Origin of the sequence: Enterovibrio coralii (assembly GCF_001559595.1) — a bacterium.
GTDB lineage: Bacteria > Pseudomonadota > Gammaproteobacteria > Enterobacterales > Vibrionaceae > Enterovibrio > Enterovibrio coralii.
On the sequence record NZ_LNTY01000006.1, the window covers coordinates 584,933 to 609,590 of the forward strand.

Genomic DNA, 24,658 nt, shown 5'->3' on the forward strand with positions numbered 1-24,658 from the left:
CGCGTGAACGTTTAGTTTCTCGTCCTTTTTGTCATCACCATGCTGCTGAGGGGGTTCACCTCGCATTGAGAAAGTCGCTAACTCCCAACTCAGCAGCACCCTATTTCGTTATCCCAATATTCTTCGCGTCATTCCCACCGAAGGCTTGGAAAGGCCTTAAGCCAAAATACGGCATGATGGCATACACATGGTCGAAGATGTCGGCCTGAACACCTTCATAAAATACCCAGTCGGTGTCATTGGTGAACGCATAGATTTGAAGCGGCAAACCTTCTGGTGTTGGCTGTAATTGTCGAACCATAGAAAGCATATAACTGTGAATGTCTTTGTGAGAGCGAAGGTATGTCGACAAATACGCACGGAAAATGCCGATGTTGGTCATGTGGCGAAGATTCGCAGCGTGAGGAACATCATCGAAAGACTCGTTAAAGTCTTTGATCTCTCTGTCTCGCTCAAATAAGAACTCACGTAGGATCCGCACTTTCTTTAACTCTTCAATCTCTTCTTCTGTCATAAAACGGATAGAGGTTACGTCGATATACACTGACCGTATGATGCGACGACCACCCGATTCAGACATACATCGCCAGTTAATAAATGCGCCCTGCACCAGCGCATAAGCGGGCAACATGGTGACGGTATTGTCAAAGTTACGCACTTTCACTGTGGTCAGTGAGATTTCTTCTACCGACCCATTCGCCCCGTAGCTTTCCATCTCAATCCAGTCATTGAGGTTAACCATGCGGTTAGCGGACAGCTGAATGCCTGCAACAAAACCCAGAATGGTGTCGCGGAACACCAGCATAACCAAGCCCGTTGCCACACCTAGGCCACTCAAAAAGATAACTGGAGACTCGTTCGCAAGGATGGATATTGAAAGCACTATCGCGACGATAAAGGTGAACAGCTTGATCAGTTGAACAAAGCTTTTAATGGGGAGTCGCTTTGTGACACCTCTTCGGTGAGCAATTTCACTTAATGCGTCGAGCAATGCAAAGAGCACCCAGACAAACATCACGAGCACGCCAATACCCAAAAGTCTGTCAGCGGTGGTAGAAATCAAAGGATGATGCGTGAGGATCGGCGGTACCAGCACATCCAAAATCATCATGGTACGGTCGCCGCCATTTTTTCTAACACTTCATGATTGGCGAGGCTTTTACCCCAAGATTCTTCCTTCTTGTTAATGATGATGTTGACGGACCGGACGATAACTCGGTGGACGAGCAAATAGCAGATGACAGCAATACCTATCGCAGCAAGCAAGAAAATGATTGTGGGTTCAGCCCCATAGGGATCGCTGTCAAAGCCCATGGTTGCCAGTTTGTCAGTCACATACTTCCGTACACCGTGATCCATTACCCGAGCCCTCCTTGAAACGGTGTTATGAGCCTAGCAGCACTTTTCAATTATGGTTGCGGAAGTTTTGATACAGAATTGCCGTTGATTTCCTTATCTCGATGTCAGACTATGGGCGGAATTAATGTAAATGATTCTCACTACAAGGAAGTGGAATGAACGCCTCCCGCAGAAAAGCACTAAAAGCTGGTCTGGCGATGACATCGCTGATTGCGATGCCCAACATTGCGATTGCCTCCTCTCGATATTCAAAAGAAGACGGCTGGGTTTATGACCTAACAGCCGAAGAAACCACGGCCGAGTTTATTCCGGGGTTCCAAACCCAATGTATGGGGTTTGATGGACAAATTCCCGCACCAACAATTCGATGCAGGCAGGGAGAGCAAGTCACCATAAACTTCACGAACAAACTCAAAGAACCAACCACAATCCATTGGCATGGGCTGAGAATACCCATAGAAATGGACGGTGTTCCGTTTCTCAGTCAACCGCCGATCATGCCAGGCGAAACGTTTGTATATCAATTCACACCGCCAGATGCTGGTACCTTCTGGTATCATCCTCACGTAAACAGCGTTGTCCAGCTGGGTAAAGGCTTAGTTGGAGCCATTGTCATTGAAGAGAGCACGCCCGTTGTATTTGACGAAGAGCACGTGTTATTGGTCAAGAATTACAACATCAACGCCAAAGGAGAATGGAAGCCGCTTTCTATTCCTCGCTATGCCGCGCGTATGGGCACACCCGGTGAGTGGGGAACAGTAAATGGCGTAAACGAGCCAACCTATAAGCTAAAGGAAAACGCAACGACTAGACTTCGCGTAGCCAATGTCGACAACACACTCACCTATCCCATTGCGGTTTCTGGTGCAGAGGCCTGGGTGGTTGCGATAGATGGCAACCCAATTAAAACGCCTTACATACTAACCACACACAAGATCAGCCCCGGAATGCGTGTAGATCTTGCGTTTGTCGCACCCCCAAAAGGCCAGAAAATCCATGTGCAGTACATGAAAGGTAAATTCCCTTTCCCACTTTGTACCTTCGATACAGTGGAGTCTGATTTACCTGCCAATTCATCGATTCCTGCTTTGCCGTTAAACCCTATCCCAAACCTTGATTTAGAGAATGCGGAGGAAATTAACTTCGTTTTCGAATGGGAAGGTGCGATTTCGCCAACCAAGAAAGACGGAAAGACCGACCATACCTTCTGGCTAATAAATAAAAGAGCGTGGGAAGGCATGACGGCAACAGATATTCCTGCACCATTGGCAAGACTAAAACTGGGTAAAACCTATATTTTCAAATTGAAAAACGTGACTCAGTATCACCACCCTATCCATCTACATGGACACACTTTCACTGTGTTAGAGATGGATGGGAAAAAGCTAGAAGAACCGTTCGATACCGACACAGTGTTGTTAGGCAAAAACGGGTCAGCAATCGCCGCATTTGTCGCCGATAATCCGGGAAAGTGGATGTATCACTGTCATGTTATTGAGCACATGAAAACAGGGCTTATGGGCTACATTGAGGTTTACTGACAGTCGTAGCTATTCGTCGTCTTATCTCGCTTAAACAGGGGTCGATAAGACGGCTCGAATACAGAGTTGGAGGATACATATTGTTTAGTCTCTCCGTATCATATGCAGATATCCTTTTCTTTATCTGCATATTTGGTTTCCCTGTAGGTATTCTTATCCTCGCTGTGCGTGTTGTTCTCTCAAAGTTCAATATCGTGAAAGTGGAATACAACCGAAAGCGATTCTTTTCTCATGCTCTTTGGCTGTGTACTGGTTGTCATCATGTTTTTTGTTGCAATCGCGTTGTCTCAATAGCCGATGACTGTGAGTTTTTGATTAAACGATAGGTAAATGTACAACGCTTTTCGGAAGTCATCCTATTTCTCCCTCCCAGATCGCACGTAAGAACGTTGGTTAACTGATTTGGAAAATTTATATGGTAATTTGTCACAGATGAGTATGGAGTAGTCTGACGTACCAATTCTGATTACATGGGCAAGTTTTCAAGGTGGCAGCATTGAATTGACCATCCTTTTCTAGGCTAAAAACAAGGGTATATTTTCGAAGGGAATTGGAAGTATGAGCCTCGAGCTTAGAAGTATAAATCATCAGAATTTCTACGAGATTTGTCAGCTAGAGGTAACCCAAAGCCAGCAACATCATGTTGATAGCAATGCCATTTCTTTGGCTGAAGCAAACTTTATGAAATTCCCATGGTATAAGGGCATTTACTACGACAATAAACCCGTTGGTTTTATATTGGTAAACGCGAATACAGTGTCGGGTAAATTTGAGCTTTGGCGTTTTATGCTAGACAAGTCCCAACAGTCTAAGGGCTATGGTCGTAAAGCTATTGGCTTGTTGAAATTAGCATTGGTTGCTGAGTACAAAATATCAGCTCTTTATACAAGTGTTGTTTCCGGGTTAGACAGTCCAAAAGATTTCTATATAAACTGCGGTTTTGTGCCAACAGGCCACTCGGTTGAAGACCGTGAAATTGAGTTGTACCTAACTATTTAGCTAAAGGAGTAGCTTTGAGTCATATGGAAACTAGACGTGCAAATGTCGATGATTCAAACGTCATATTACGCTTCATCAATGAACTTGCTGAATGAACGTCACATAAAAATGGTTCAAGGAAGACATGATTTACGTTAAAGACAATTACAGAATCAGTGATGACCGCGAAGACGTTCAATTTGATAAAGTTGAATCTCTACTGCGCTCTTCTTACTGGGCTAGCGAAAGAAGTGTCGAAACCATCAAGGTTTCAATTTCGAATAGCGTTTGCTTTTCATTATTTGCAGATAAAACTCAGATAGGCTTTGCACGCGTTGTTACAGATTTTGCTTCCGTGGCATATATCGCCGACCTCATCATTCAAGAAGACTATCGCTCTCAAGGGCTTGGTAAGTGGCTCATAGAAACAATAGTGAGTGATCCTCGTTGGGAAGCTAAGTTCAAGTTTTTAGTAACAGATGACGCTCATGGCCTTTATGAAAAATATGGGTTTTCAGGCAGTAGTAAGCTAATGAGCACCAAAGTATAACGAGTCGCTCAGTGGCGACTCGCAGCCCTTGGCGAACTCTGTCACAACTTGAACTCCGTGTTTAAGGCACAATATCTAATTAAGGTGACAGCGTATTATCACTTATCGTCACAACGCTATATGCCAATCGAAGTTTATTGAGAATATCCATGCAATTAGAATTAGATGATTACTACCTGCGTTCGCTGGATGTAGAAGATACGGAAGCATTTTATCTATGGTCTCGTGACCGAGAAGTGACTCTGTATAGCCTTTCTTCTTACGCATATCCTCAATCCAGATCAGATATCGAAAAATGGCTTCTAGCAATAAACTCAAGTGCCAAAAATGTTTCGTTTGGAATATGTAGCAAAGAGAATGATCAGCTAATCGGATATGCAGGTATATCAGGGATCAGCACACTTAATCGAAGCGGTGAGTATTTCATTCTTATCGGAGAGAAACGTTTTTGGGGTAAAGGGGTTGGCACATCAGTAACCAAAATTGTCACTGATTACGCGATACGAACGCTTGGCCTACATAGAGTTCAGCTTACAGCACGTGCCCTCAACTACGGCGCAGTGAAGGCTTATGAAAACGCGGGTTACCAACACGAGGGTGTAATGCGACAATCTGGCTTTCGAAATGGTGAGTTCGTTGATAAAGTCTTAATGTCAGTACTATCTACGGAATGGCGAGGCGAATAACAAACAACTATTACACCATTGGCTAATCAATACTGCCTTCGAGGATTTGTTTAGTCCGTTCTTCTTGAGAGAACAGACTAAACATATGCGTCGATCTTTCTAGCTTCTCTTCGATCAGCGCGGGCGCGGCGATCATACCCTCGATAAACCGCTTTACCCGCCCTTCTCTCACAAAGATCTCGACGCTCAATGACGTAAACGCCATTCACGAGTTTTGTTTCAACAACCTGAGTGTATTTTGACGGCTTCATGATGCTCCTACAGTGCTAAGTGCACTTTTATGCATAACCAGCTTAACGGCTAGCCTTACCTTTTCTCCAGCACTGTAAGAATAAAAAACACCGTTTTCTCATCTTGAATACACAATCTTACTGTTGCGCTTTGTCCTCTTCACGCCACCATTTAGTGATAGGCAGAGCTTCACCAATCGCCAGTTTTTGCCCAATTACGGGGCTTACCATGGCAACGCCTTTTGCTGCGCTGATTTCAAGTGCTTGCTCCAATGGTTCATACCAGTCGTGTAAGGCCAAATCGAACGTACTGTTGTGGATTGGCATCATCACTTTACCTCTGAGGTCAATATGCGCCTGCACACTTTGTTCAGGAAACATGTGGATGTTTGACCAGAGCGCGTTGTAAGCGCCTGTTTCAATCATCGTAAGGTCGAACGGGCCGTATTTGTCACCAATCTCTTTAAAGCCAGAAAAATAACCTGAGTCTCCGCTGAAGAAGATGCGTTTGTTCGCGGAGTTGATCACCCAGCTTCCCCACAGGGTTGTGTTTCCATCCATAACACCACGGCCGGAAAAGTGCTGTGTTGGTGTAAATACAAATTCAATACCGTTAACGGTTTTAGCATCCCACCAATTCAGCTCAACCACTTTTGACTGCGGTATGCCCCAGTCAACCATTCGCTGGCCAACGCGCAGCGGTACCAAAAATGTCCCAACCTTGTCAGCAAGCTCTTTGACTGTGGCTTTGTCCAAGTGGTCATAGTGATCATGACTGATGATAACAACATCAATGTTTGGCATTTCTGCCAGCTTGATTGGTGGCTCATGGAAACGCTTTGGACCGAAGAACTGAACAGGCGAAGCACGGTCGCTGAATACAGGGTCAGCAAGAATAAGCTGTCCATCTACTTTCATGGCAATGCTTGAATGCCCAAGACGATAAACCACATCTGACTGTTCTGATGCGAGACTTTCAACAGAAATCATTTCCAACGGAATTGCCGACGTTGGTTTAGGAGCCTGACGTTCCGTGCGGAAGTACGCCTTGATGATTTCAAACAAATTACCCTGTTGTTGAAACTCGGGGTCGCTATTGGTGAACTTTTTTGGATATTGCATTGTGTTTGAATCCGACTCAGAACAAGAAAGAAGAGACGTTGCCATTGCTATCACCCCCAGGGTTGCCAAAACTGTGTTTCTAACGATTGCTTTGCCTTGCATCATTCCTTCCTGTCTGTTCAAGGTTGCATTCATCTTGTAAACTACACCGTGCAGTGTACTTTTTTTAGTGAAAAGTAAACCGCTTAGTGTAAAATGAGCCAATTAGGAAATTCAGACGGTAGTTAAGTCAATGACTGTAAAGGCCAAAATGCCTCAGGAAAAATCGCGCAGTGAGCTCAAGCGCGAAGCTATCTTAAATGCTGCCAGTGACGCTTTTCAGACCTTTGGTGTTCACAATACCAGCATGGATAAACTCGCCGCATTGGCCGGCGTGTCAAAGCGCACGGTATACAATCACTTCTCTTCTAAAGAAGCCTTGGTGATGGAGTTGTTATCTGTATTGTGGAAAAGCTCAATCTCTGCAGACACCCTCGCCCAGATCTCAACGTGCTCGGTTAAACAGCAATTGATCACCCTGCTTCATCAAGAGATCTGCGTTATCGCCCAACCCGGCTATCTTGAAATGGCAAAAGTGGCTATGGGACACTTTATGTTCAAGCCAGACGAGTTGCAGGAGCAACTGAAAACCATGTCCAAGGAAGATACCGCTTTGCATGTATGGCTTGAGCAGCAATCTGAATCTGGCGCATTGAAAGTTACCAACGTCGAACTCGCGCGAAACCAACTTCATAACCTCATTAAAGGGTCTGCTTTTTGGCCACAAGTTATGGGAGCTTGCCCTCCGTTAACTGAAGAAGAAGGTTTAGCTCTTGCCGAAAACACCGCAAATTTATTCCTTGGCTATTACCTCAAATCAGAGCAGTTTTAGTCCACAAATTAGATTTACGTATCTATTTCAACAAAAAACTTTTTAATCATTGACGTAAGTATTAATAACATCGGCCTTGCTCGCGAGTGCACAATCTGCAAGGTTTTTTGCGCCCACTGGCAAAACAAAAGAAAGCTCTTACTGTAAACTTTGCCGCACCTTCTATCTAACACCAAGATGTCCTTTCAATTTAGCGACGAGCTGGCAGCTTAATTTATTCTCATTTTTTGTCGCATATATATTAAGCAATTTTTCACAATCCTAGCTCCTGTTATGGCCTTTTTCGAGTAACAATAAATATGTCTAGAAAAAAGATTCTGCCCTTACTCATCATAACCGCGCTTGTGGGATGTAATGATGACCAGAACCCGACGACGGATGGTGCTCCTTCTACTCCAGATACGGGTGGTGTTCCGTCTATTCCCGATACGGGTAACCCGCAGCCAACCGTTCTCGCCGGTGAGTTCTCATTGGATGGCACAAAGGTCTATGGTTCATCTGTAGACTGTAACGGTGAGCCTGCAAATGCATTCGAATTTGAAGAGAATGAAACGGTAACGTGTCGCTATGAAGGCACCGTACTAGCAACCTTCAGCAATATTTCTACCACCCAATATGTGAGAGCAAACCAAGCGATCACACGCCATCGTTTGAACCTGGAAGATGCAGACGAGTTTACTCATTCATCTGAAAAAGCCCACAATGCTCAAGCTTTGCTAAATACCGTTTCCCCAGCATATGGCAATCAGGTTGATATCAGCCTGTCAGATACCCATGACAAACTCGCGTTTGCCGAGATCTACAACAACGACTTGGAGCTCGCTTCTGATGAGTTCGATAAGTTACTTGAAGAGAAGCCTGCTGAAGAAAACTTAGCAGACAAGCAACCAAGTGCTCACGTTCCAGAGGTAGAGCCTGAAGTCACTCCGGGCACGTCAACCGACCTCAATGCTTCCTTCGTTTCAGCAAACGCTGAAGAGGCATATCAATACAAACCCACTGAAACCATTTTAAGTAAAGCAATCATCACTGACAGCAACGGTCTGCCAGTTGAAGGGCTGTCTTACTTCAGCAAATCTTCTCGCGGTAAAACCAGCGAAACGGGTGAATTTGAGTTTGTCTGGGGCGAGTCTATTTCTTTTGGTATCGATACTTTCGAAATGGGCAGCATTCGCGGTAACAAAGCACAATTTGCTCTGAGCGATCTAGGTGCAGAGCAGCGTGGTCGCAATGCAGAGGCTCTGGTTAAGCGCTATGCAAGCAATCAGTCAAACAAATGGGTTATCTCAGATAACGTGACCGAGGTATTTGCTCAATACCCTAACGTAATTAACGAAGCGATTTCGTTATCACTGAATGACAAAGATACCGTACTCGAAATTGGTGGCGGACTAACCCAAGTCGTTCGTGCCGAATTTGAAAACCAATTCGACAACGGCATCGCAGCGTTGATCGATGAAGCTCTGTGTCAGACTGAATGCGGAGTTTCTGCATATTCTTTGTTCAGAAATGCAGATTTGCATACCGCGAGCGATGACTTTTCCAATATCCAGGCAGACATCAATAAACTTTGGGGCATCAACGACGCAGAAAATAAAGGTTGGAAACCGGTTCGCAAGTTCCATGTCTTTACCGATGCAACCAACTTCTATGGCAGCACGGGTTTGGCGCGCGGACAAGCAGCGGTCAACATCTCTAACCAAGCCTTCCCTGTCATGATGGCGCGAAACGATAATAACTATTGGATTTCATTTGGTGACAAGAAAGCATTCGATGAAAGAAACCTAGCTTACATCACTGAGCATCCCTCTAAACAAGTGATCGATGTTGTTGGCAAAAACACGGCGACCTTCAACTTGCCTTTCGTGACCATAGGTGAACTAGGTCAAGGTAAGGTTATGGTCATGGGTAACGGCCGCTATAACTCTATTTTGGTGTGCCCGAACGATTACTCATGGGGCAGCAACGGACAATGCAGTGCTGACCAAGTTGGAAAAGACAGCGACGACATGAAGAACTTCTTCAACAACGTCATTCGCTATCTCACCAATCGCGCCGACGGCGACCGTATCCAAGTGGGTGTGAATATTCCTCACGTTTACTTTATGCGTGGCGGACAAGTGCTGGGTGCCAAAGCTGACTATGTTATCTCTGACGCATTTAACGTTGATACCGTTCAACTGAGCAGCTTTGCCGGCATCAATCCTGCCGAGATACCTCTTCTTATCTTGAATGGCTTCGAATACAAGAATCCGAACGGCAGTCCTTACACTCCTCCGCATTCAGCCGATGTGAGCAAACCCAAGCTGACTCAAGATGACATCACAGCTCTTATTGAGTACGTCAGCAAAGGCGGTAACGTGCTGATGATGGAGACCATCATTGGTGAAAACGACATTGGAGCAACAGCGCGTCTTCTGGATTCTGCCGGCATTGCTTTCGGCATGGGGAATTCGGTTGTTCGAAACGGTAATGGCCCAAACGACGGCTATGCCGACCGACCGCGTGCTAACCGTGAACATGGTTTGTGGATCATCGAACGCTACCCTGCGAAAGAAGGTGGCGAGGGTGAAGCACCGAAACTGCCATATTCAATTGATGCCGACACGGGTGAGGTGATCTGGGACATCAAAGTCGGCGAAAAGGTGGAACTCGAAACGGCTTTCTACCAGGTTGAAAACGAAGAAGGCAAGCTGGAAACGCATAAAGCTTCATTCGTGAGGAAGACCATTTTGCCAAAGATGAAAACAGCAAGTGGATCATTGGTGCGAACGGCAAACCTGTTGTTAATGAAGCGTCTTTAACCGCAGCTAAAAATGCGCTACTCGATCGCTTCTTGGTAGACGGTCAGCGCACCTATCAAGAATGTACGCATTCTGACTATCACTATGAAATCAACTGTCTTGAGCGTCGTCCGGGCAATGACATTCCGCTGTCTGGCGGGATGGCACGCCCTATTTATACCAAGCTGGATTTAGGCTCTGAGCAAGCGCGCGCAATGATCAAGGCTGCCGATCTCGGCACCAATATTGAGCGACTTTACCAGCATGAAATGTACTTCCGTACCAAAGGTGAAGAAGGTGAACGCCTCAGCAGCACGGATCTGAATCGTATCTATAACAACATGACCGTCTGGCTATGGAACGATCTTGATTATCGCTACGAGGCATCACTGACTGATGAACTTGGCTTCCAGCGATTCACTCAGTTCCTGAACTGTTATACCGCAGATCTAGCAGGCGGCAACACCACTTGTCCGGTCGATCTTGGCGATAAACTCATTCAAATGAACATGGTTTATGGCGCAGATGCGGGCGAATACGCAGGCCAAATGAACCCAAGCTACCCGTTGAACTACATGGAGAAGCCACTGACCCGCTTGATGTTGGGTCGTTCATTCTGGGATTACGATGTTGTTGTGGACATTCGCCCGTTCCCAGGTGAGCCAAACGGTAATCTAATAGGCGGCGCATCATTAACGCTGGATATGAGCAACAATACAGCGGCGTATTATGCGGGCAACCGTCAAGCAACGGGTCAATGGGCTATCGCACATCAGCCGTTTACTGTTTCCGTCTCAGGCAACACTGCACCCGTTAAGGTCACTGTCGGCCTTCATGATGACCTAACAGGCCGTGAGAAGCACGAACTGGCTCTGAAGCGACCACCTCGCATGCAGATGACCTTCACTGTTGCAAGCTCTGAAACCTTCACCGTGCCATATGGCGGTTTGATTTACGTTCAAGGAGGCAACAGCGACAACGTCAATATCACCATTGATGGTACTGTTGACGCACCACTTTATGACTCGGCGCAAAACGGTTGGGTGAACGATCTTAGCTCTGCGGCACCAATTGGCGACGTGGTGTCTGACAGCTTCATCTTTACGGCACCGAAAGCAAACCTGCAGGCAGCAAACTTCACGGGGGGCGTAACGCAATTCGCCGACGAGCTGGATATGTTTGCGAATGATTTGAATGACTTCTATGCGAAGGATGAAGGCATCGACGGTTCGACGAACCGTGCAGCGACCCATCCAAGCATTCCGAACAACCGTCATGCGTTCGTGAATGATGTTGCCATCAGTATCGGTGCAGCTCACTCAGGCTATCCTGTGATGAACAGCAGCTTCAATACCCAAAGCAACAACATCAACACCGATCCTCTCAATAGTTGGTTGCTATGGCACGAAGTCGGTCACAATGCTGCACAAGCTCCGCTAACCGTTGAAGGCGCGACAGAAGTTGCCAACAACGTACTGGCTTTGTACATGCAGCAGAAATACTTTGGTGCAATGCATCGCGTTGGCAGTGACATTCGTATCGCACCTGAATATATCAAGGCAGAGCATGGACACGCATGGGGTGCTGGCGGCCCAGGTGAACGTCTTCTGATGTTTGCACAAATGAAAGAGTGGGCAGAAACCGAGTTCGACATTTCGAACTGGTACCAAGACGCACAACCAAGCTACTACAGCGATAACTTGGGCTTAAAAGGCTTCAACTTGTTCAAGTTAATGCACCGTTTGACCCGAAATGCGAATGACGCTGCTATCACTCATAACGGTGACAACAAGTGTTACAACACTGGCCTGAATGCAAGTGACGCGCTGATGCTTTGTGCCTCATATGCGGCGCAAACAGATCTGACTGAGTTCTTTGAAGCTTGGAACCCAGGCACTGTGGCAACCATTCTGCCAGGCGTTTCTACTCCGCAATATGTGGGGGGCATTTCGAACCAAGGACGTGCAGCGGTGAAAGCACTTAACTTACCGAAACCGCAGCGTAATCCGCTCGACATCAAGTCAGTGACGATTTCGACGCCGGCTGTATCAAGTCTCTAATCGCGTGATTTTTCCTAAGCCCCTCTCGTAGGGGCTTTTTTATAGCTAAATTCGAAAGGTACAGACGAAAAAAAGCCACCGTTTCGGTGGCTTTTTGATTCATCTCTTTAAGTTGAAAATCGAATACTGTGGTGTTGCCGTAACTTGCGTTTTGCTCGCTTGCTCGTTATGTCGAGCGTCCTAGCCGCGTGATATGTACACATGGGCTCTTTGGATGCGAAGCCTTTCACTTAAAGTGGCGTATTCCTACGCTGATGTAACATTCCAAATTGTTATGACACCCAAACTGCCAGTCTCACTTTCTGGCGGAGTCGAGCAGAATGCCCGTCCTAGATTCGTCTAAATTGCCTGAGTGCAATTTGATTATAGGGCAACCAATTCGCGCCGCTACGTCTCATTTTTACGATTGTGACGGGCTTTCCGAATATTGATTTTGGCTCCTAAATTCGTGCGTTTCAGGCAAGATTTATGCTTTAAATTTAACTGCAATTTTCATGCAAGGACGAACCTTGACGCAGGTCATTCAAAGCAAAAAGAAAATAAGACTTGCTGCACAAAACGCCACTCTTTATGCGTATAATGACAGCCGGATTTAAAGCACTTCTTTTGTTCATGGATGTTAGTTTGACTGTTTTCCACTCGCCGTTTCGTTTTATTCCCACTGCACAAGCGTCTTTGGCAATGGCCTTCTTTGGCTTGGGTACGGCATGGGCGTTATACCATCCCATTACGGGGACATACTCGCGTCCACTTTTATCGACAATCGGCATTCTTCTGATTGCGCCCGTATGGTTGAAATACCTGTTCGAGCCTAAACGCTTTTGCCAAGACCTGCGTGACCCGCTATACGGCAGCTTGATGGCACCCATGACCATGTCACTGCTTCTGATGGCTGACTTTCTTGCAGAAATTCACGTCGAAGCCGCTGCCATTGTCTGGTATCCAGCCATGACCATGCATATTTTTATGGCCGCTTACTTCTTCTTCCATCAAGCGAAGACGTTTGAGAAATGCAACATCTACCCGAGCTGGTTCCTTTATCCTGTCGGGTTGATAAGCAGCACGCTCGCGGGGCCAAAGCTCGGCTTTGATCATGAATCGGCCATGCTCGCCCATGTTTGCATTGGGGCTTACTTTTGTATGTTGCCTTTTGTGCTTTATCGCCTGTGCTTTTTGGAAAGCTTACCGAGAAATTCACGCCCCGTTTTAGCCATTATGGCTGCGCCAGTTAATTTGGCTCTCACCGCTTATTTAGTGAATCTCCCGTCGCCGGATCCTGTTCTTGCCGGTGCGCTGGCTGGCGTCGGTATCATGATGACGCTGTTCGTCTACCTCTGTTACTTCGACTTACTCAAAGAGCCATTTCAGCCAACCATTGCGGCATTAACCTTTCCATCAGTGATAAGTGCCGTTGCGATGGAACGCTTAACGCTCTGGCTGGGCACCGATTTCCCGCATTGGTCATGGCTTGAAAGGTTGGGGTTGTTTGAGCTTGTCGTCGCAACCCTGCTGGTAACTTGGGTGAGCGTTGGATATATCCGCCACTACGGGTTTGGACGCTAAAATGAGACTAAAAAGCCCCTGTTGGGGCTTTTTATTTTTCGCCTAGTTCGTCAATCACAAAATCGATAAAGCTTCGAACTTTCGACGACATGTGCTTTCTGCTCGGGTAGACAAGGTAGATTTCAATTTGAGTGCGGGGATACTCCGCAAACAGTTCCACCAGCTCGCCAGTGCGCAATTCATCCCTCATATTAAAACGCGGCGTTCGAATAATTCCCCTTCCCTCCAAGCACATTGAAAGGATCAATTGAGAGCTGTTTGAAGTCATAAAGCTGTCTACATTGACCTCAATAAGGTCACCGTTCTTTTCTGAATATCGCCACGTATTGTAGTTCGGCAAGTTGGTATAACTGATCACGCGATGATCTTTCAATTCACTTGGATGCGTTGGTGTACCGTTTGCTTTTAAATAGTCTGGCGATGCCACCGTCACTCCTTCTGACGTCATAAACTTCCGACTAATCAAACTGGAATCTTCGAGGTATTGGGTCGCTCGAATAGCGATATCAATGCCTTCTGCGACCAAATCAATCTTGCGGTCATTGAGTTCAACATCAAAGGTAATGTCTGGATAGGTGTCGGTGAATTTGCGAATGAGCGGTGCTAACGTGATCAAGCCAAAACTGGTTGGACAGCTAATCTTAAGATGGCCTTTCGGCGTGCTTTGATGCCCCAGCATTGCACTTTCCAACTGCGCCGCGTCTTGCACGATCTGACGACACTGTTCGAAGTAGAGTTCGCCTTCCGGTGTCAGGTTCAAGGTTCGCGTTGTGCGATGAAGTAGCCTAACCCCTAACCTTTCTTCTAACTTGTTAATTTCTTTACTGATGTAAGACGTTGAGTGTCCCGTTTTCTCTGCCGCCTTTGTAAAGCTTCCATACTTTATGACTTCAGTAAAAATCACCATGCCATCAAAAAGCTGTGTATTCATCATTTGTTCCAATCGCTTTCCTTTTCATCAAGCATAACGAGATTAGGCGTCATATGGAAACAATCCTTCCACATTAACCCTATTAATCTTTGTAAGAGAAGCAATTAAAGTAGATAGCAAGTTAAGGGAATAAAGCAGGCAGACTCATGAAAGAGCTAACACGAGTGAATCACATTGGATTGCGAGTCAGCAGCTTCGAAGCAGCAACGGCGTTTTATGGAAAGCTGGGCTTTGAGTATGTTGCCGGACCAAGCGGCCCAGAGCCCGTCGCAATTGTTGAGCATCCTTGCGGCATCAACATCAACTTTATTTTAAATGCGTCGAATAACGACGGCATAAATGTGCTGATGGACAGTAGCGAGAAATTGACGGGGTACACTCATGTTGCACTTGAAGTCTCGAGCATTGATTCCGTCATAGAGAATCTAGAAAACCTGAACATTCCGCTGTCTGGTGGACCTATGTTCCACCCAACAGGAACCTCGATCTTCATCCGGGACCCAGACAGAAACGTGATTGAATTTATTGAGTACAAAGGCACTAGCCAACTTTAAACCGAATTTGAGGAAAGACATATGAAACTATTAGCGTTCGCAGCATCAAGCAGCTCCCAATCTATCAACAAAGCACTGGTCACTTACGCAGCAAGTCTTGTAGAAGGTGCCGAAGTAGAAGTTCTGGATATCAACGACTACGAAATGCCGCTGTTCAGCTCTGACCGCGAAGCAGAATTGGGTCAACCAGAGCAAGCTAAAGCATTCTTCCAAAAGATTGGAGAAGCGGACGCAATTATTGTGTCATTCGCAGAACACAATGGTTCTTACACGGCGGCGTATAAAAACTTGTTTGACTGGACGTCACGCATCAACCAGAAAGTGTACCAAGGTAAGCCTGTGGTTTACTTGGCAACCTCTCCTGGTCCTGGCGGTGCGCAAACTGTTTTAGGTTCTGCGTCAACCAGCGCACCTTACTTTGGTGTTGACTTGAAAGGCTCGCTGTCGATTCCAAGTTTCTACGACAACTTCGATATGGAAACGCAGCAGTTGAACAACCCAGAGCTTGTTGATGCGCTGAAATCTGCAGTAAGTGCATTGGCTAACTAAGGCTTCTACACCAAGGGCTTCGGACTCGCCCCTAGAGCTTGATCTTTAGCACTTGGCATTTAAGGTTGAGGCAATACGAAAATGAATAACGCATTGCTAGAAAAACCTATTGGTAGCGCGCTGGTCTTTATGGCCGCGCCTACTGCCATCGGAATGCTTCTTACTTTTTTGTTCCAATTGGTTGATACCTATTTTATCGGTCAATTGGGTGTTAAAAGTCTCACCGCAATCAGTTTTACCTACCCTGTCTATATCCTTATTGTTGGCTTCTTTATGGGCATCGCCGCTGGGGTCTCTGCGGTGGTAGGCAAGTTGCTCGGTGAAAAGGAAACATCACGTGCCGCATATTTGATTGTCCTGTCGCTGTGCTTATTTGCGGTTATCTCAGGGGGAGTCGGTGTATCTGGCTACCTCATGGCTCAACACTGTTTGAAGTGCTAGGCATGACTCCGCATCTTTATTCACTTGTGAGTGAATACATTAACCCTCTGTTTTTCGGCATGCCCTTGCTAAGCTTTGTGCTTATCGCAAACGCCTCTCTGATGGCCAAGGGTGTGATGGTTAAGCCGATGATCGTCATGGCTATTGGCGGGCTAACGAATCTAATCTTTGACTACCTACTCATATTTGGTATGGGTTCAATTCCAGCAATGGGGTTATTCGGTGCAGCATTAGCGACGGTATTATCTTGGGCTGTCATGTTGTTTATGATGCTAGTTCTCTTGAGCAAAGAAAATTTGCTTCCGTCCAAGCAAATACCCGTGCCGTCGAAAACCGCGCTCAAGGAAGATCTTCTCAGTGTATTCACCCTCTCCACACCAGCCATTGCTGCGCAAGTGCTGACGCCCATCAGCGTCGCTGTGATAACCCGATTGGTGTCAGACCACGGAGAGCAAGCTGTGGCCGCATATGGGATTGTTACTCGCATTGAATCATTAGCACTGACTGGCATACTCGCGCTTAGCGTCATCGTGACACCGCTTGTCGCACAAAACTACGGAGCATATCGCCAAGGCAATTTAAGCTTCCTTCGCCTTGATAACGTCATCGCGCTATCCGGTCGCATGACAGTCTATTGGGGAGTAATCTGTTATCTTGTGTTGGCACTGGTGGGAGAGCACTTCATCGCACTATTCACAAGCAACACAGACATTATCCGAATCGGCTACCAGTATTTGCTGATTGTCGGCCTATCTTTTCCCGCGTTCGGGTTGGTATTGATTACCGCTTCGTTTTTTAACGGCGTACAACTGCCTTCCTTGTCATTAAAACTGACATTGGTGAAATCACTGCTTCTCACGCTACCTTTGGCTGCCGTCGGTGCCTACTTCTCTGCATCATGGATTTGGGCAAGCCTAGCGGTGGCTAATGTTCTGGGTGCAGTTTATGCAGGGAAATTATTGTATCGGTGGCTGGCAGAACAAGAGACATCGCTAACCGAAGCAAACGCTTCGATAATGGGTGATTACCTCTCAGATTTGAAACTCTTAGGAAGAAAACTTAGTCGGCAGAAATCAGTGTGAACTGCGATTTGAAAGAAAGAGGCAGCCTGAGTCCAACCCAGACCCAGACCCAGACCCAGACTGTCAGTGTTTATCCCGCTTTTTTCAGCATGCCCTCAGATTCCAAGAAGTGGATTATCTCGCTTAATCCTTTTTGCTCTTTAAGATTGGTAAACACATAGGGCTTCGTCGGTCTCATTCTCGCCGTGTCCGAGTCCATCACATCAAGATCGGCTCCCACATAAGGTGCTAAGTCGATTTTGTTGATTACCAGCAGGTCTGATCGCGTAATGCCTGGGCCACCTTTACGAGGAATTTTCTCCCCTTCAGCGACATCGATAACGTAAATAGTTAAATCGGCCAGCTCGGGGCTAAAGGTTGCACTCAAATTGTCACCACCACTTTCGATGAATACCAAATCCAAGTCCTGATGCAGCTTTGCCAACCCTTCAACCGCTTCGAGGTTCATCGACGCATCTTCACGAATTGCTGTATGTGGGCAGCCGCCGGTTTCCACACCAACTATACGATCAGCACTCAAGGCTCCGGCTTCGTTCAGAATACGCTGATCTTCTCGGGTATAGATATCATTGGTCACCACGGCTACCGAATAGTCGTCGCGCATCGCTTTACAAAGCACTTCCAACAATGCCGTTTTCCCTGAGCCAACAGGTCCACCGACACCGACCCGTAGTGGCTGTTTATAGCTCATCCGCAACTCTCCTTATGACCGGAATAAACGTGAATACTGGTTTTCATGACAACTCGACGCAATCGCCTGTGCAGGGGCAAAGTTCCCGATGTCGTCTTCTTGGATACATCTCGACTGTTCGACGGCTTCATCTAAGGTTTCGGATAAGCTAATCAACATTCGCTGACCCGATGTTTGACCAAGGGGGATCAGCTTCACTCCAGCCATAACCGTGTTTTCTAGCCAACTCCACGCGTAGCCACTGCATAGATCATCAATGGAAATGCCCCATTGAACCCCGGCATAAGCAAATCCAGAAAGCGGGTTATGAGCCACCATAGGATGCGCCGCAGCTTTCTCATCAAGCATCTCTAGTTGACACAGAAGCTTTGCCATCGTCTTGCCGCGCTGCTGTTCTTCTTGGCGCAATTCCATTGTTTCTCGGCTGGCATATAGCCATTCGCTCCAGCGTTGGATGGCAGGCGTGTCGTCACTATCAAAGCCATCATACAAACGCCGAAGAATGGGTAACTCCAAATTCGCCAAACTGTCCAACGCAATGCTTTCTAGCCAGTTTTTAAAGCTAGATTCATCATCAACCCAACCCTCCTCAATCGCCCATTCAAGGCCTTGTGAATAGCTAAACGCGCCTACCGGCAGCGACGGGCTAATCAGTTGGAACAATCGATAATCGGCGTGCTTATTCATCCCAGCCAGATCCCGTTACTTTGCTCTACGCGATAAGGACGAAAAATACGCCGCTAAGTCCCATCGCAATCGAAAGCTTTTCAAGGCTAATCAATGAGCCTGCTCGCTCTCCACCGACTAACAAGACGGTTGCAGCAACGATAAAACCTGCCGCAAAGGCATTGGAAGTAACATGCGCGCCATGCATAAAGCTTGAGATACCAATAACAACAAACGCGAGAACGGCTGAGAGCTGTGCAATGGTACTGAAGCCCGTACTTTTCATGCCCGCAGACATCGCCGCTAAAAACAGCGCACCCACCAGAAGCGGAAACATCGGGGAGGTTTCAGTTGAGACAAACGCACTTTGAATCGCGAAGAACACAAAGCCCAACAAGCTAAAGGTGACTAACAGCTTTGCCTTCACACTGGAAAACTGAGAAATCAACACGCCCATAGCAAGCCACGTCACGATGTGCAGAACGCTGGTGAAAGGATGAAGGAAGCCATCGATAAAATGGTGTTCACTTAGGCTGTGCGCTGACGGCTCAAGCGTATGTGCAGCGACCGAGCCTGAAAACGCGACCAATACCCCTGCGAGATAACGTCCTAATTTCATTTTTGTATCTCCCTAAACGCGAAAATAGAAATCTAATGGTGATGATGGTGACCTGACGAGTGTCCGCCATACGCGCCGCTTTCAGGCTCGAAAGGTGCGAATTCGACGACGACTTCACCGCCCAATAATCCCACCATGTCATCTAAAACATGATCATGTTGATAGCGTACCCAGCCATCTCCCATTTGGAGGGGGACATGACGATTGCCTAGGTGGTAACTCAATCTGGCCAGTAAGCGGGCGTTGCTGGCGTGAACGGTAGACACTTTTTCATCTGCAGCGATAACACGTACCCGTTCACCAGATTCCGACACAAGGAGGTCACCACCCCTTACGGTATGACCGCGAGGCAGAAATAGCCCAGCTTCTCTCCCATCATCTAACGTCACCTTGAGTCGGCTTTTAATGCGCGCATCAATTCCGAGGTGAATCGTTGGTAACGCTTCTTTCTCATCAACGCCAGTTTCAATCCGTGTAAATTCGAGCATTTTGTCCCTCAAAACAGAAAGTAACGTTGCGCCATTGGCAACACATCCGCTGGCTGACAAACCAATAGCTGCCCGTCAGCGCGTACTTCATACGTCTGTGGATCGACCTCTATATTGGGTTGCCAATCATTAAGCTTCATGTCTTTCTTGCGAATGCTTCGACAGCCTCTCACCGCGCTGACACCACTCTTGAGTTCGAGCATGTCTGGCACGCCGCGGTCAATCGCTATCTGTGACATAAAGAGTAGTGAACTTTGGGCAGGGCCGCCGCCAAATGCCCCAAACATTGGACGATAGTGCACAGGTTGTGGTGTTGGAATGGAACCGTTAGGATCGCCCATCGGTGCCGTCACAATCAGACCACCTTTGATAACCAAAGAAGGCTTAACCCCGAAGAAAGCGGGCTTCCAAAGGATGAGGTCAGCAAGCTTACCCACCTCAACAGAACCTACTTCATGCGACATACCGTGCGCGATAGCCGGATTGATAGTGTATTTCGCAACGTATCGCTTAATGCGGTTGTTATCGTTATACGCAGAGTCTCCTTCCATTGCGCCAAACTGTACTTTCATTTTGTGTGCTGTTTGCCAAGTGCGAATCACAACCTCCCCTACACGACCCATGGCCTGTGAGTCTGAAGAGATCATTGAAAACGCGCCCATGTCATGAAGCATATCTTCTGCAGCAATTGTCTCTCGTCGAATACGAGATTCCGCAAAGGCAATGTCTTCCGCAATCGACGGCGACAAATGGTGGCATACCATCAACATATCTAAGTGTTCATCTACAGTATTGATGGTGTAAGGCCGAGTTGGATTTGTGGAGGATGGCAGAACATTTGGTAGCCCTGCCGCCTTAATGATGTCGGGCGCATGCCCACCGCCCGCACCTTCCGTGTGGTATGTATGGATAACGCGATCGCCGATGGCATTCAGCGTCGCTTCGACGAAACCACATTCGTTCAAGGTATCGGTATGGATCGCCACTTGAACATCCAATGCGTCTGCCACCGATAAACAACAATCAATGGCAGCAGGCGTTGAGCCCAATCTTCGTGAAGCTTTAACCCGCACGCACCTGCAGCAACCTGTTCCTCCAACGCATCCGGTAAGCTTGCATTGCCCTTTCCTAGTAAGCCAAAGTTCATCGGGAAGGCGTCCAAGGACTCAAGCATGCGGTGAATATTCCAAGGGCCAGGCGTACAGGTCGTGGCATTGGTTCCCGTTGCAGGGCCAGTACCGCCGCCCACAAAGGTTGTCACACCCGACGTCAGTGCCTCTTCAATTTGTTGAGGACAGATAAAGTGGATGTGCGAATCAATGCCACCAGCAGTCAGTATTTGCCCTTCACCCGCAACCACTTCTGTGCCGGGGCCGATGATGATATCGACACCATCTTGAATATCAGGATTACCGGCTTTACCAATGCCACTGATGCGCCCGCCTTTGACGGCCACATCGGCCTTAACGATGCCCCACCAATCCAACACCACCACATTCGTGATCACCATATCTGGTGTTTCATAGCTCGGTCTTTGGCTCTGCCCCATACCATCACGAATGGTTTTACCACCGCCAAATTTCACTTCATCGCCGTAAATGGTGAAGTCTTTTTCTACTTGCAGCCACAGTTCAGTGTCTGCCAAACGCAGGCTGTCACCTGTTGTGGGACCAAACATTTCTGCATAGGCATTGCGTGATATCTTTGCCATGTCAGTCGTCCTTATCTGCCGAATCTATCTTACTACTACCGGATAGATCGCCCATCACTCGGCCTTGAAAACCATAGACAGTGCGCGTGCCAGCATAAGCCACCAGCTCTACCGTTCGGCTTTGCCCTGGTTCGAAACGAACAGCAGTGCCAGAAGGGATATTGAGTCTGAATCCTTTTGCCGCCTCGCGATCAAACGCCAGAGCATCGTTAACTTCGTAAAAGTGATAGTGAGAACCGACTTGAACCGGCCTGTCGCCCGTATTGGCAACATCGAGTGCTACCGTTTGGCGGCCTGCATTTAATTCAATGTCACCGGCTTGTGCTCGCAATTCTCCGGGCACGAAGCCTGAATGGCTTGATGATTGAGACATGAGCCGCCTCCTCAAACAATAGGGTCATGAACGGTGACCAGCTTGGTACCGTCTGGAAACGTGACTTCCACTTGCACGTCATGAATCATGGCCGGAACACCGTCCATAACATCTTCGACAGAGAGAATCGTGCGACCATAATCCATCAACTCCGCCACAGATTTCCCATCTCTAGCACCTTCCATAATGGCAGCACTGATAAGCGCAACGGCTTCGGGGTAGTTCAATTTCAGCCCACGTTCTTTACGCCTTTCCGCCAGCAGCGCCGCAGTAAATATCAGCAGTTTGTCTTTCTCTCTAGGGGTTAGCTCCATGGTGCTTACTCCTTACGAATGTCGTTATGTTCGCCAAATTCGCGGTAAATCGGGCAACTCGCCCGTCCAATGCAATCTGATTTGTTGCCAGCATGTCGCCATCAACATAAAAAGCTGTTCTGTGTTATCTGCCAGCCCTCTAAGAACCAACAGCCCATCCATGACAGTCAGGCCGACCAAGATGTCAGCGGGGTGTGTTTGGTTTCGCCACCATTCACAGACAGCGTGAAAATCATCTGGGCTGCCGTAAGCGATGAGAGTTCCCGCAACGGGCTTACCTCGAAGCGATGCTGCATCTTTTGTCCACGTTTCAGCACTTACTCTGAGGCGTTCACAAAGCAGTAATCGCTCCTCGACAAACACCTTTGTCAGACCGTCGATTTGCCCTTGTTCAAAATGGGCATTAGACGCGGGTTGACCGAGCGTCCAAATGTCGAAACCAACAAACTTGGCACTTTTAGAAAGGTGGATGTCATTGCGTGTGCGAAGGTTGGCATTGGGAAATGCGATGTTCTCCAAAGGCACGAATTCCAGCCGTGCATCAGGCGCAACGTGAAATATCTGATCGACGTGTGCTATGCGGCCATCTGAACGATAAAAGCGGGTTGCACCGGGTGTTGTCACTAGTGCTTGCGCGCCTTCTTCCAGCGAAATACTCACACTTAACGCATCACCACCAACAATGCCCCCAGGGGGATGGAGAATGTGGCTATGACATACGCCCCTTCGGGATAAAGAGAACGTTGAACCGCAAGCGGGCCTCTATGAGTGCGATGTTTAAGTACTGTTCGGTCGCTGCGCTTGACGAACCCCAAGTGCAATTCAGCTTCCCAACTACCATGGCTGGGCTCATTAGATAAGGGACTATCATCAAGTGCTATCAGCGTTTGCGCCACACGCTCTCCCGTTAAACCGTCAGATATTGTCTGATGAGTTCGTCATTCAGTTCTGCCATGTTTCCTGAGGCAACGTTCCGGCCTCTATCAAGCAAACAAAACCGATCACCGACTTTTCGTGCAAAAGGCAGTTTCTGTTCCACCAGCACCACCGTTAAGCCTAGCTCGTCATTAAGGCGTCGGATAATATCGCCTATCTCTTGAACGATATTGGGTTGAATCCCTTCTGTCGGCTCGTCAAGAAGCAGAAGCTTTGGGTCAATCACTAGCGCGCGTCCAATGGCTAGTTGTTGTTGCTGACCACCTGACAGGTCGCCGCCAAATCGGTTCTTCATTTCTGCGAGGACGGGGAAGAGCTCATAGATAAACGGCGGGATCTTCCTGTCTCCTTTCGGACGAATCGGCAGACCGATTTGAAGATTTTCCTCAACCGTCAGACGCGGAAATATCTGCCTGCCTTGAGGGACGTAACCAACACCATGCCTCGGGCGCATTTCAGCGCGCAAAGCAGCAAGGTCTTTACCCGCCACCGAGATTTCTCCACTGTCGATAGCCAACAGCCCCATGATGCTTTGCAACAAGGTGGTTTTCCCAACACCGTTGCGTCCCATTACCACAGTGCATTGCCCTTTGGGTGCATCTATTGATAAATCCCAAAGCGTCTGACTCTCTCCGTACCGCTGATTCAGTCCTTTCACACTTAGCAAAACTCAACTCTCCTTGTCTGGCTTGCTACTGACCCAAATAGACTTCTCTGACTTTCGGGTTGTCCTGAACATCTTTCATATTGCCTTCCGCGAGCACATGGCCTTGATGAAGAACGGTGACAGTCGACGCAATGCTTCGTACAAACTCCATGTCATGCTCAACCACCATGATCGAGTGGCTACCTGCTAACGAGAGGAGCAATTCGGCGGTCCTATCCATCTCTTGATGTGTCATCCCCGCTACGGTTCATCCACCAGCAACAATCTTGGTTTTTGCATCAACAACATGCCGATTTCTAACCATTGCTTTTGTCCGTGAGACAATTTTCCCGCCAACATCCGGTATTGCGCTTCTAAGCCTATTAGCTCTAACACTTTCTCAATGTCGCATTTTTGCTCTCCCGTCAGCCTTGCCTTAAACAAATGCAACGTGGATTTATTGCCCGCCATTGCAAGCTCAAGGTTTTCCCAAACGGACAGAGCTTCAAAAACGGTCGGCTTTTGAAACTTCCTGCCAATCCCTGCATTGGCAATTTGTGCTTCATCCATTTTCAAAAGATTGAGTTGTTGTCCCAGCCAGACATCACCTGCATCAGGACGCGCTTTCCCAGTGATGATGTCCATCATGGTGGTCTTACCGGCACCATTCGGGCCGATGATGCAGCGTAACTCCCCTTCTTTGATGTAGAGGTTTAAATCGTTAATCGCTTTAAACCCATCGAAGGAAACCGACACGCCTTCGACATACAACAGCATGCCGTTTTTGACATCAACTTTGGGGTTATAAGGTGGCTTGAGAAAGCTGAAGACCTGATCACGTCGAGTCAGCTCATGCAAAAACTCTCCGGCCGCGCCGCTTGATTCAGGGAGATGCGTCTTTTGGTACTTCATGC

Annotated in this window: 21 protein-coding genes and 4 pseudogenes; 11 read left to right on the forward strand and 14 right to left on the reverse strand. The window is 47.5% G+C overall.

Annotated elements, in window-relative coordinates:
• Positions 1 to 100: 100 nt before the first annotated feature.
• Positions 101 to 1,359 (reverse strand): annotated as a pseudogene (locus tag ATN88_RS03480) (mechanosensitive ion channel family protein).
• 215 nt (positions 1,360 to 1,574) lie between these two features.
• Here ATN88_RS03480 and ATN88_RS03485 point away from each other — a divergent pair.
• The 4 genes from ATN88_RS03485 (at position 1,575) to ATN88_RS03500 (ending at position 5,114) form a co-directional block, all read left to right on the forward strand.
• Positions 1,575 to 2,900: a multicopper oxidase family protein gene (locus ATN88_RS03485; protein WP_408607696.1), complete on the forward strand. Its 1,326-nt coding sequence runs from the start codon at positions 1,575 to 1,577 to the stop codon at positions 2,898 to 2,900.
• A gap of 558 nt (positions 2,901 to 3,458) precedes the next feature.
• The gene (locus tag ATN88_RS03490; RefSeq protein WP_067411506.1) at positions 3,459 to 3,899 is read left to right on the forward strand and encodes a GNAT family N-acetyltransferase; all 441 of its coding nucleotides are present in this window, start codon (positions 3,459 to 3,461) and stop codon (positions 3,897 to 3,899) included.
• A 124-nt stretch (positions 3,900 to 4,023) separates the two neighbouring features.
• The gene (locus ATN88_RS03495; RefSeq protein ID WP_067411509.1) at positions 4,024 to 4,428 is read left to right on the forward strand and encodes a GNAT family N-acetyltransferase; all 405 of its coding nucleotides are present in this window, start codon (positions 4,024 to 4,026) and stop codon (positions 4,426 to 4,428) included.
• Between the two features lie 149 nt (positions 4,429 to 4,577).
• The gene (locus ATN88_RS03500) at positions 4,578 to 5,114 is read left to right on the forward strand and encodes a GNAT family N-acetyltransferase (protein ID WP_067411512.1); all 537 of its coding nucleotides are present in this window, start codon (positions 4,578 to 4,580) and stop codon (positions 5,112 to 5,114) included.
• 77 nt (positions 5,115 to 5,191) lie between these two features.
• Here the strand turns inward: ATN88_RS03500 and ATN88_RS26010 are convergent, their stop codons facing one another.
• Together ATN88_RS26010 and ATN88_RS03510 are read right to left on the reverse strand one after the other, a co-directional pair.
• Positions 5,192 to 5,365 (reverse strand): hypothetical protein, encoded by a 174-nt coding sequence (locus ATN88_RS26010; protein WP_198158312.1) that lies wholly within the window; start codon positions 5,363 to 5,365, stop codon positions 5,192 to 5,194.
• A 117-nt stretch (positions 5,366 to 5,482) separates the two neighbouring features.
• Complete coding sequence (locus ATN88_RS03510) at positions 5,483 to 6,511, reverse strand: MBL fold metallo-hydrolase (protein WP_067411951.1); 1,029 nt, start codon at positions 6,509 to 6,511, stop codon at positions 5,483 to 5,485.
• Positions 6,512 to 6,698: 187 nt separating this feature from the next.
• On the opposite strand from ATN88_RS03510, the gene ATN88_RS03515 reads away from it, so the two are divergent.
• The 3 genes and pseudogenes from ATN88_RS03515 (at position 6,699) to ATN88_RS03525 (ending at position 13,743) form a co-directional block, all read left to right on the forward strand.
• The gene (locus ATN88_RS03515) at positions 6,699 to 7,337 is read left to right on the forward strand and encodes a TetR/AcrR family transcriptional regulator (protein ID WP_067411518.1); all 639 of its coding nucleotides are present in this window, start codon (positions 6,699 to 6,701) and stop codon (positions 7,335 to 7,337) included.
• 299 nt (positions 7,338 to 7,636) lie between these two features.
• Positions 7,637 to 12,180, forward strand: a pseudogene (locus ATN88_RS03520) (SslE/AcfD family lipoprotein zinc metalloprotease).
• A gap of 612 nt (positions 12,181 to 12,792) precedes the next feature.
• Positions 12,793 to 13,743, forward strand: coding sequence for a TDT family transporter (locus ATN88_RS03525; protein WP_067411958.1), 951 nt, complete (start codon positions 12,793 to 12,795; stop codon positions 13,741 to 13,743).
• Between the two features lie 31 nt (positions 13,744 to 13,774).
• Here the strand turns inward: ATN88_RS03525 and ATN88_RS03530 are convergent, their stop codons facing one another.
• Positions 13,775 to 14,674: a LysR family transcriptional regulator gene (locus tag ATN88_RS03530; RefSeq protein ID WP_067411962.1), complete on the reverse strand. Its 900-nt coding sequence runs from the start codon at positions 14,672 to 14,674 to the stop codon at positions 13,775 to 13,777.
• 146 nt (positions 14,675 to 14,820) lie between these two features.
• On the opposite strand from ATN88_RS03530, the gene ATN88_RS03535 reads away from it, so the two are divergent.
• The 4 genes from ATN88_RS03535 to ATN88_RS03545 all read left to right on the forward strand — a co-directional run bounded on the left by ATN88_RS03535 (position 14,821) and on the right by ATN88_RS03545 (position 17,300).
• Entirely contained in the window at positions 14,821 to 15,228 is a 408-nt protein-coding gene (locus ATN88_RS03535; RefSeq protein ID WP_067411521.1) for a VOC family protein, read from the forward strand.
• 21 nt (positions 15,229 to 15,249) lie between these two features.
• Positions 15,250 to 15,777 carry an NADPH-dependent FMN reductase gene (locus ATN88_RS03540; RefSeq protein ID WP_067411524.1) on the forward strand — a complete coding sequence of 176 codons (528 nt, stop codon included), beginning with the start codon at positions 15,250 to 15,252 and terminating at the stop codon, positions 15,775 to 15,777.
• An 81-nt stretch (positions 15,778 to 15,858) separates the two neighbouring features.
• A complete protein-coding gene (locus ATN88_RS26665) occupies positions 15,859 to 16,218 on the forward strand; it encodes an MATE family efflux transporter (protein ID WP_232312718.1) in 360 nt (119 codons plus the stop codon).
• A gap of 2 nt (positions 16,219 to 16,220) precedes the next feature.
• Positions 16,221 to 17,300: an MATE family efflux transporter gene (locus ATN88_RS03545; RefSeq protein WP_232312719.1), complete on the forward strand. Its 1,080-nt coding sequence runs from the start codon at positions 16,221 to 16,223 to the stop codon at positions 17,298 to 17,300.
• 70 nt (positions 17,301 to 17,370) lie between these two features.
• Here ATN88_RS03545 and ureG read toward each other — a convergent pair whose 3' ends face one another.
• The 10 genes and pseudogenes from ureG to urtD all read right to left on the reverse strand — a co-directional run bounded on the left by ureG (position 17,371) and on the right by urtD (position 24,656).
• A complete protein-coding gene (gene ureG, locus ATN88_RS03550; protein ID WP_067411527.1) occupies positions 17,371 to 17,991 on the reverse strand; it encodes an urease accessory protein UreG in 621 nt (206 codons plus the stop codon).
• A 12-nt stretch (positions 17,992 to 18,003) separates the two neighbouring features.
• The gene (locus tag ATN88_RS03555; protein ID WP_067411530.1) at positions 18,004 to 18,678 is read right to left on the reverse strand and encodes an urease accessory protein UreF; all 675 of its coding nucleotides are present in this window, start codon (positions 18,676 to 18,678) and stop codon (positions 18,004 to 18,006) included.
• A 25-nt stretch (positions 18,679 to 18,703) separates the two neighbouring features.
• Entirely contained in the window at positions 18,704 to 19,276 is a 573-nt protein-coding gene (locus tag ATN88_RS03560; protein ID WP_067411533.1) for a hypothetical protein, read from the reverse strand.
• A 32-nt stretch (positions 19,277 to 19,308) separates the two neighbouring features.
• Positions 19,309 to 19,764: an urease accessory protein UreE gene (gene ureE / locus ATN88_RS03565; RefSeq protein ID WP_067411536.1), complete on the reverse strand. Its 456-nt coding sequence runs from the start codon at positions 19,762 to 19,764 to the stop codon at positions 19,309 to 19,311.
• Positions 19,765 to 19,772: 8 nt separating this feature from the next.
• Positions 19,773 to 21,475 (reverse strand): annotated as a pseudogene (ureC, locus tag ATN88_RS03570) (urease subunit alpha).
• Between the two features lies 1 nt (position 21,476).
• Positions 21,477 to 21,848: an urease subunit beta gene (locus ATN88_RS03575; RefSeq protein WP_067411540.1), complete on the reverse strand. Its 372-nt coding sequence runs from the start codon at positions 21,846 to 21,848 to the stop codon at positions 21,477 to 21,479.
• Between the two features lie 11 nt (positions 21,849 to 21,859).
• Complete coding sequence (ureA, locus tag ATN88_RS03580) at positions 21,860 to 22,162, reverse strand: urease subunit gamma (protein WP_067411543.1); 303 nt, start codon at positions 22,160 to 22,162, stop codon at positions 21,860 to 21,862.
• A gap of 24 nt (positions 22,163 to 22,186) precedes the next feature.
• A complete protein-coding gene (locus ATN88_RS03585; RefSeq protein WP_232312720.1) occupies positions 22,187 to 22,822 on the reverse strand; it encodes an urease accessory protein UreD in 636 nt (211 codons plus the stop codon).
• 247 nt (positions 22,823 to 23,069) lie between these two features.
• A complete protein-coding gene (urtE, locus tag ATN88_RS03590) occupies positions 23,070 to 23,765 on the reverse strand; it encodes an urea ABC transporter ATP-binding subunit UrtE (protein WP_067411546.1) in 696 nt (231 codons plus the stop codon).
• A gap of 25 nt (positions 23,766 to 23,790) precedes the next feature.
• Positions 23,791 to 24,656: pseudogene (gene urtD / locus ATN88_RS03595) on the reverse strand (urea ABC transporter ATP-binding protein UrtD).
• Between the last annotated feature and the right edge of the window lie 2 nt (positions 24,657 to 24,658).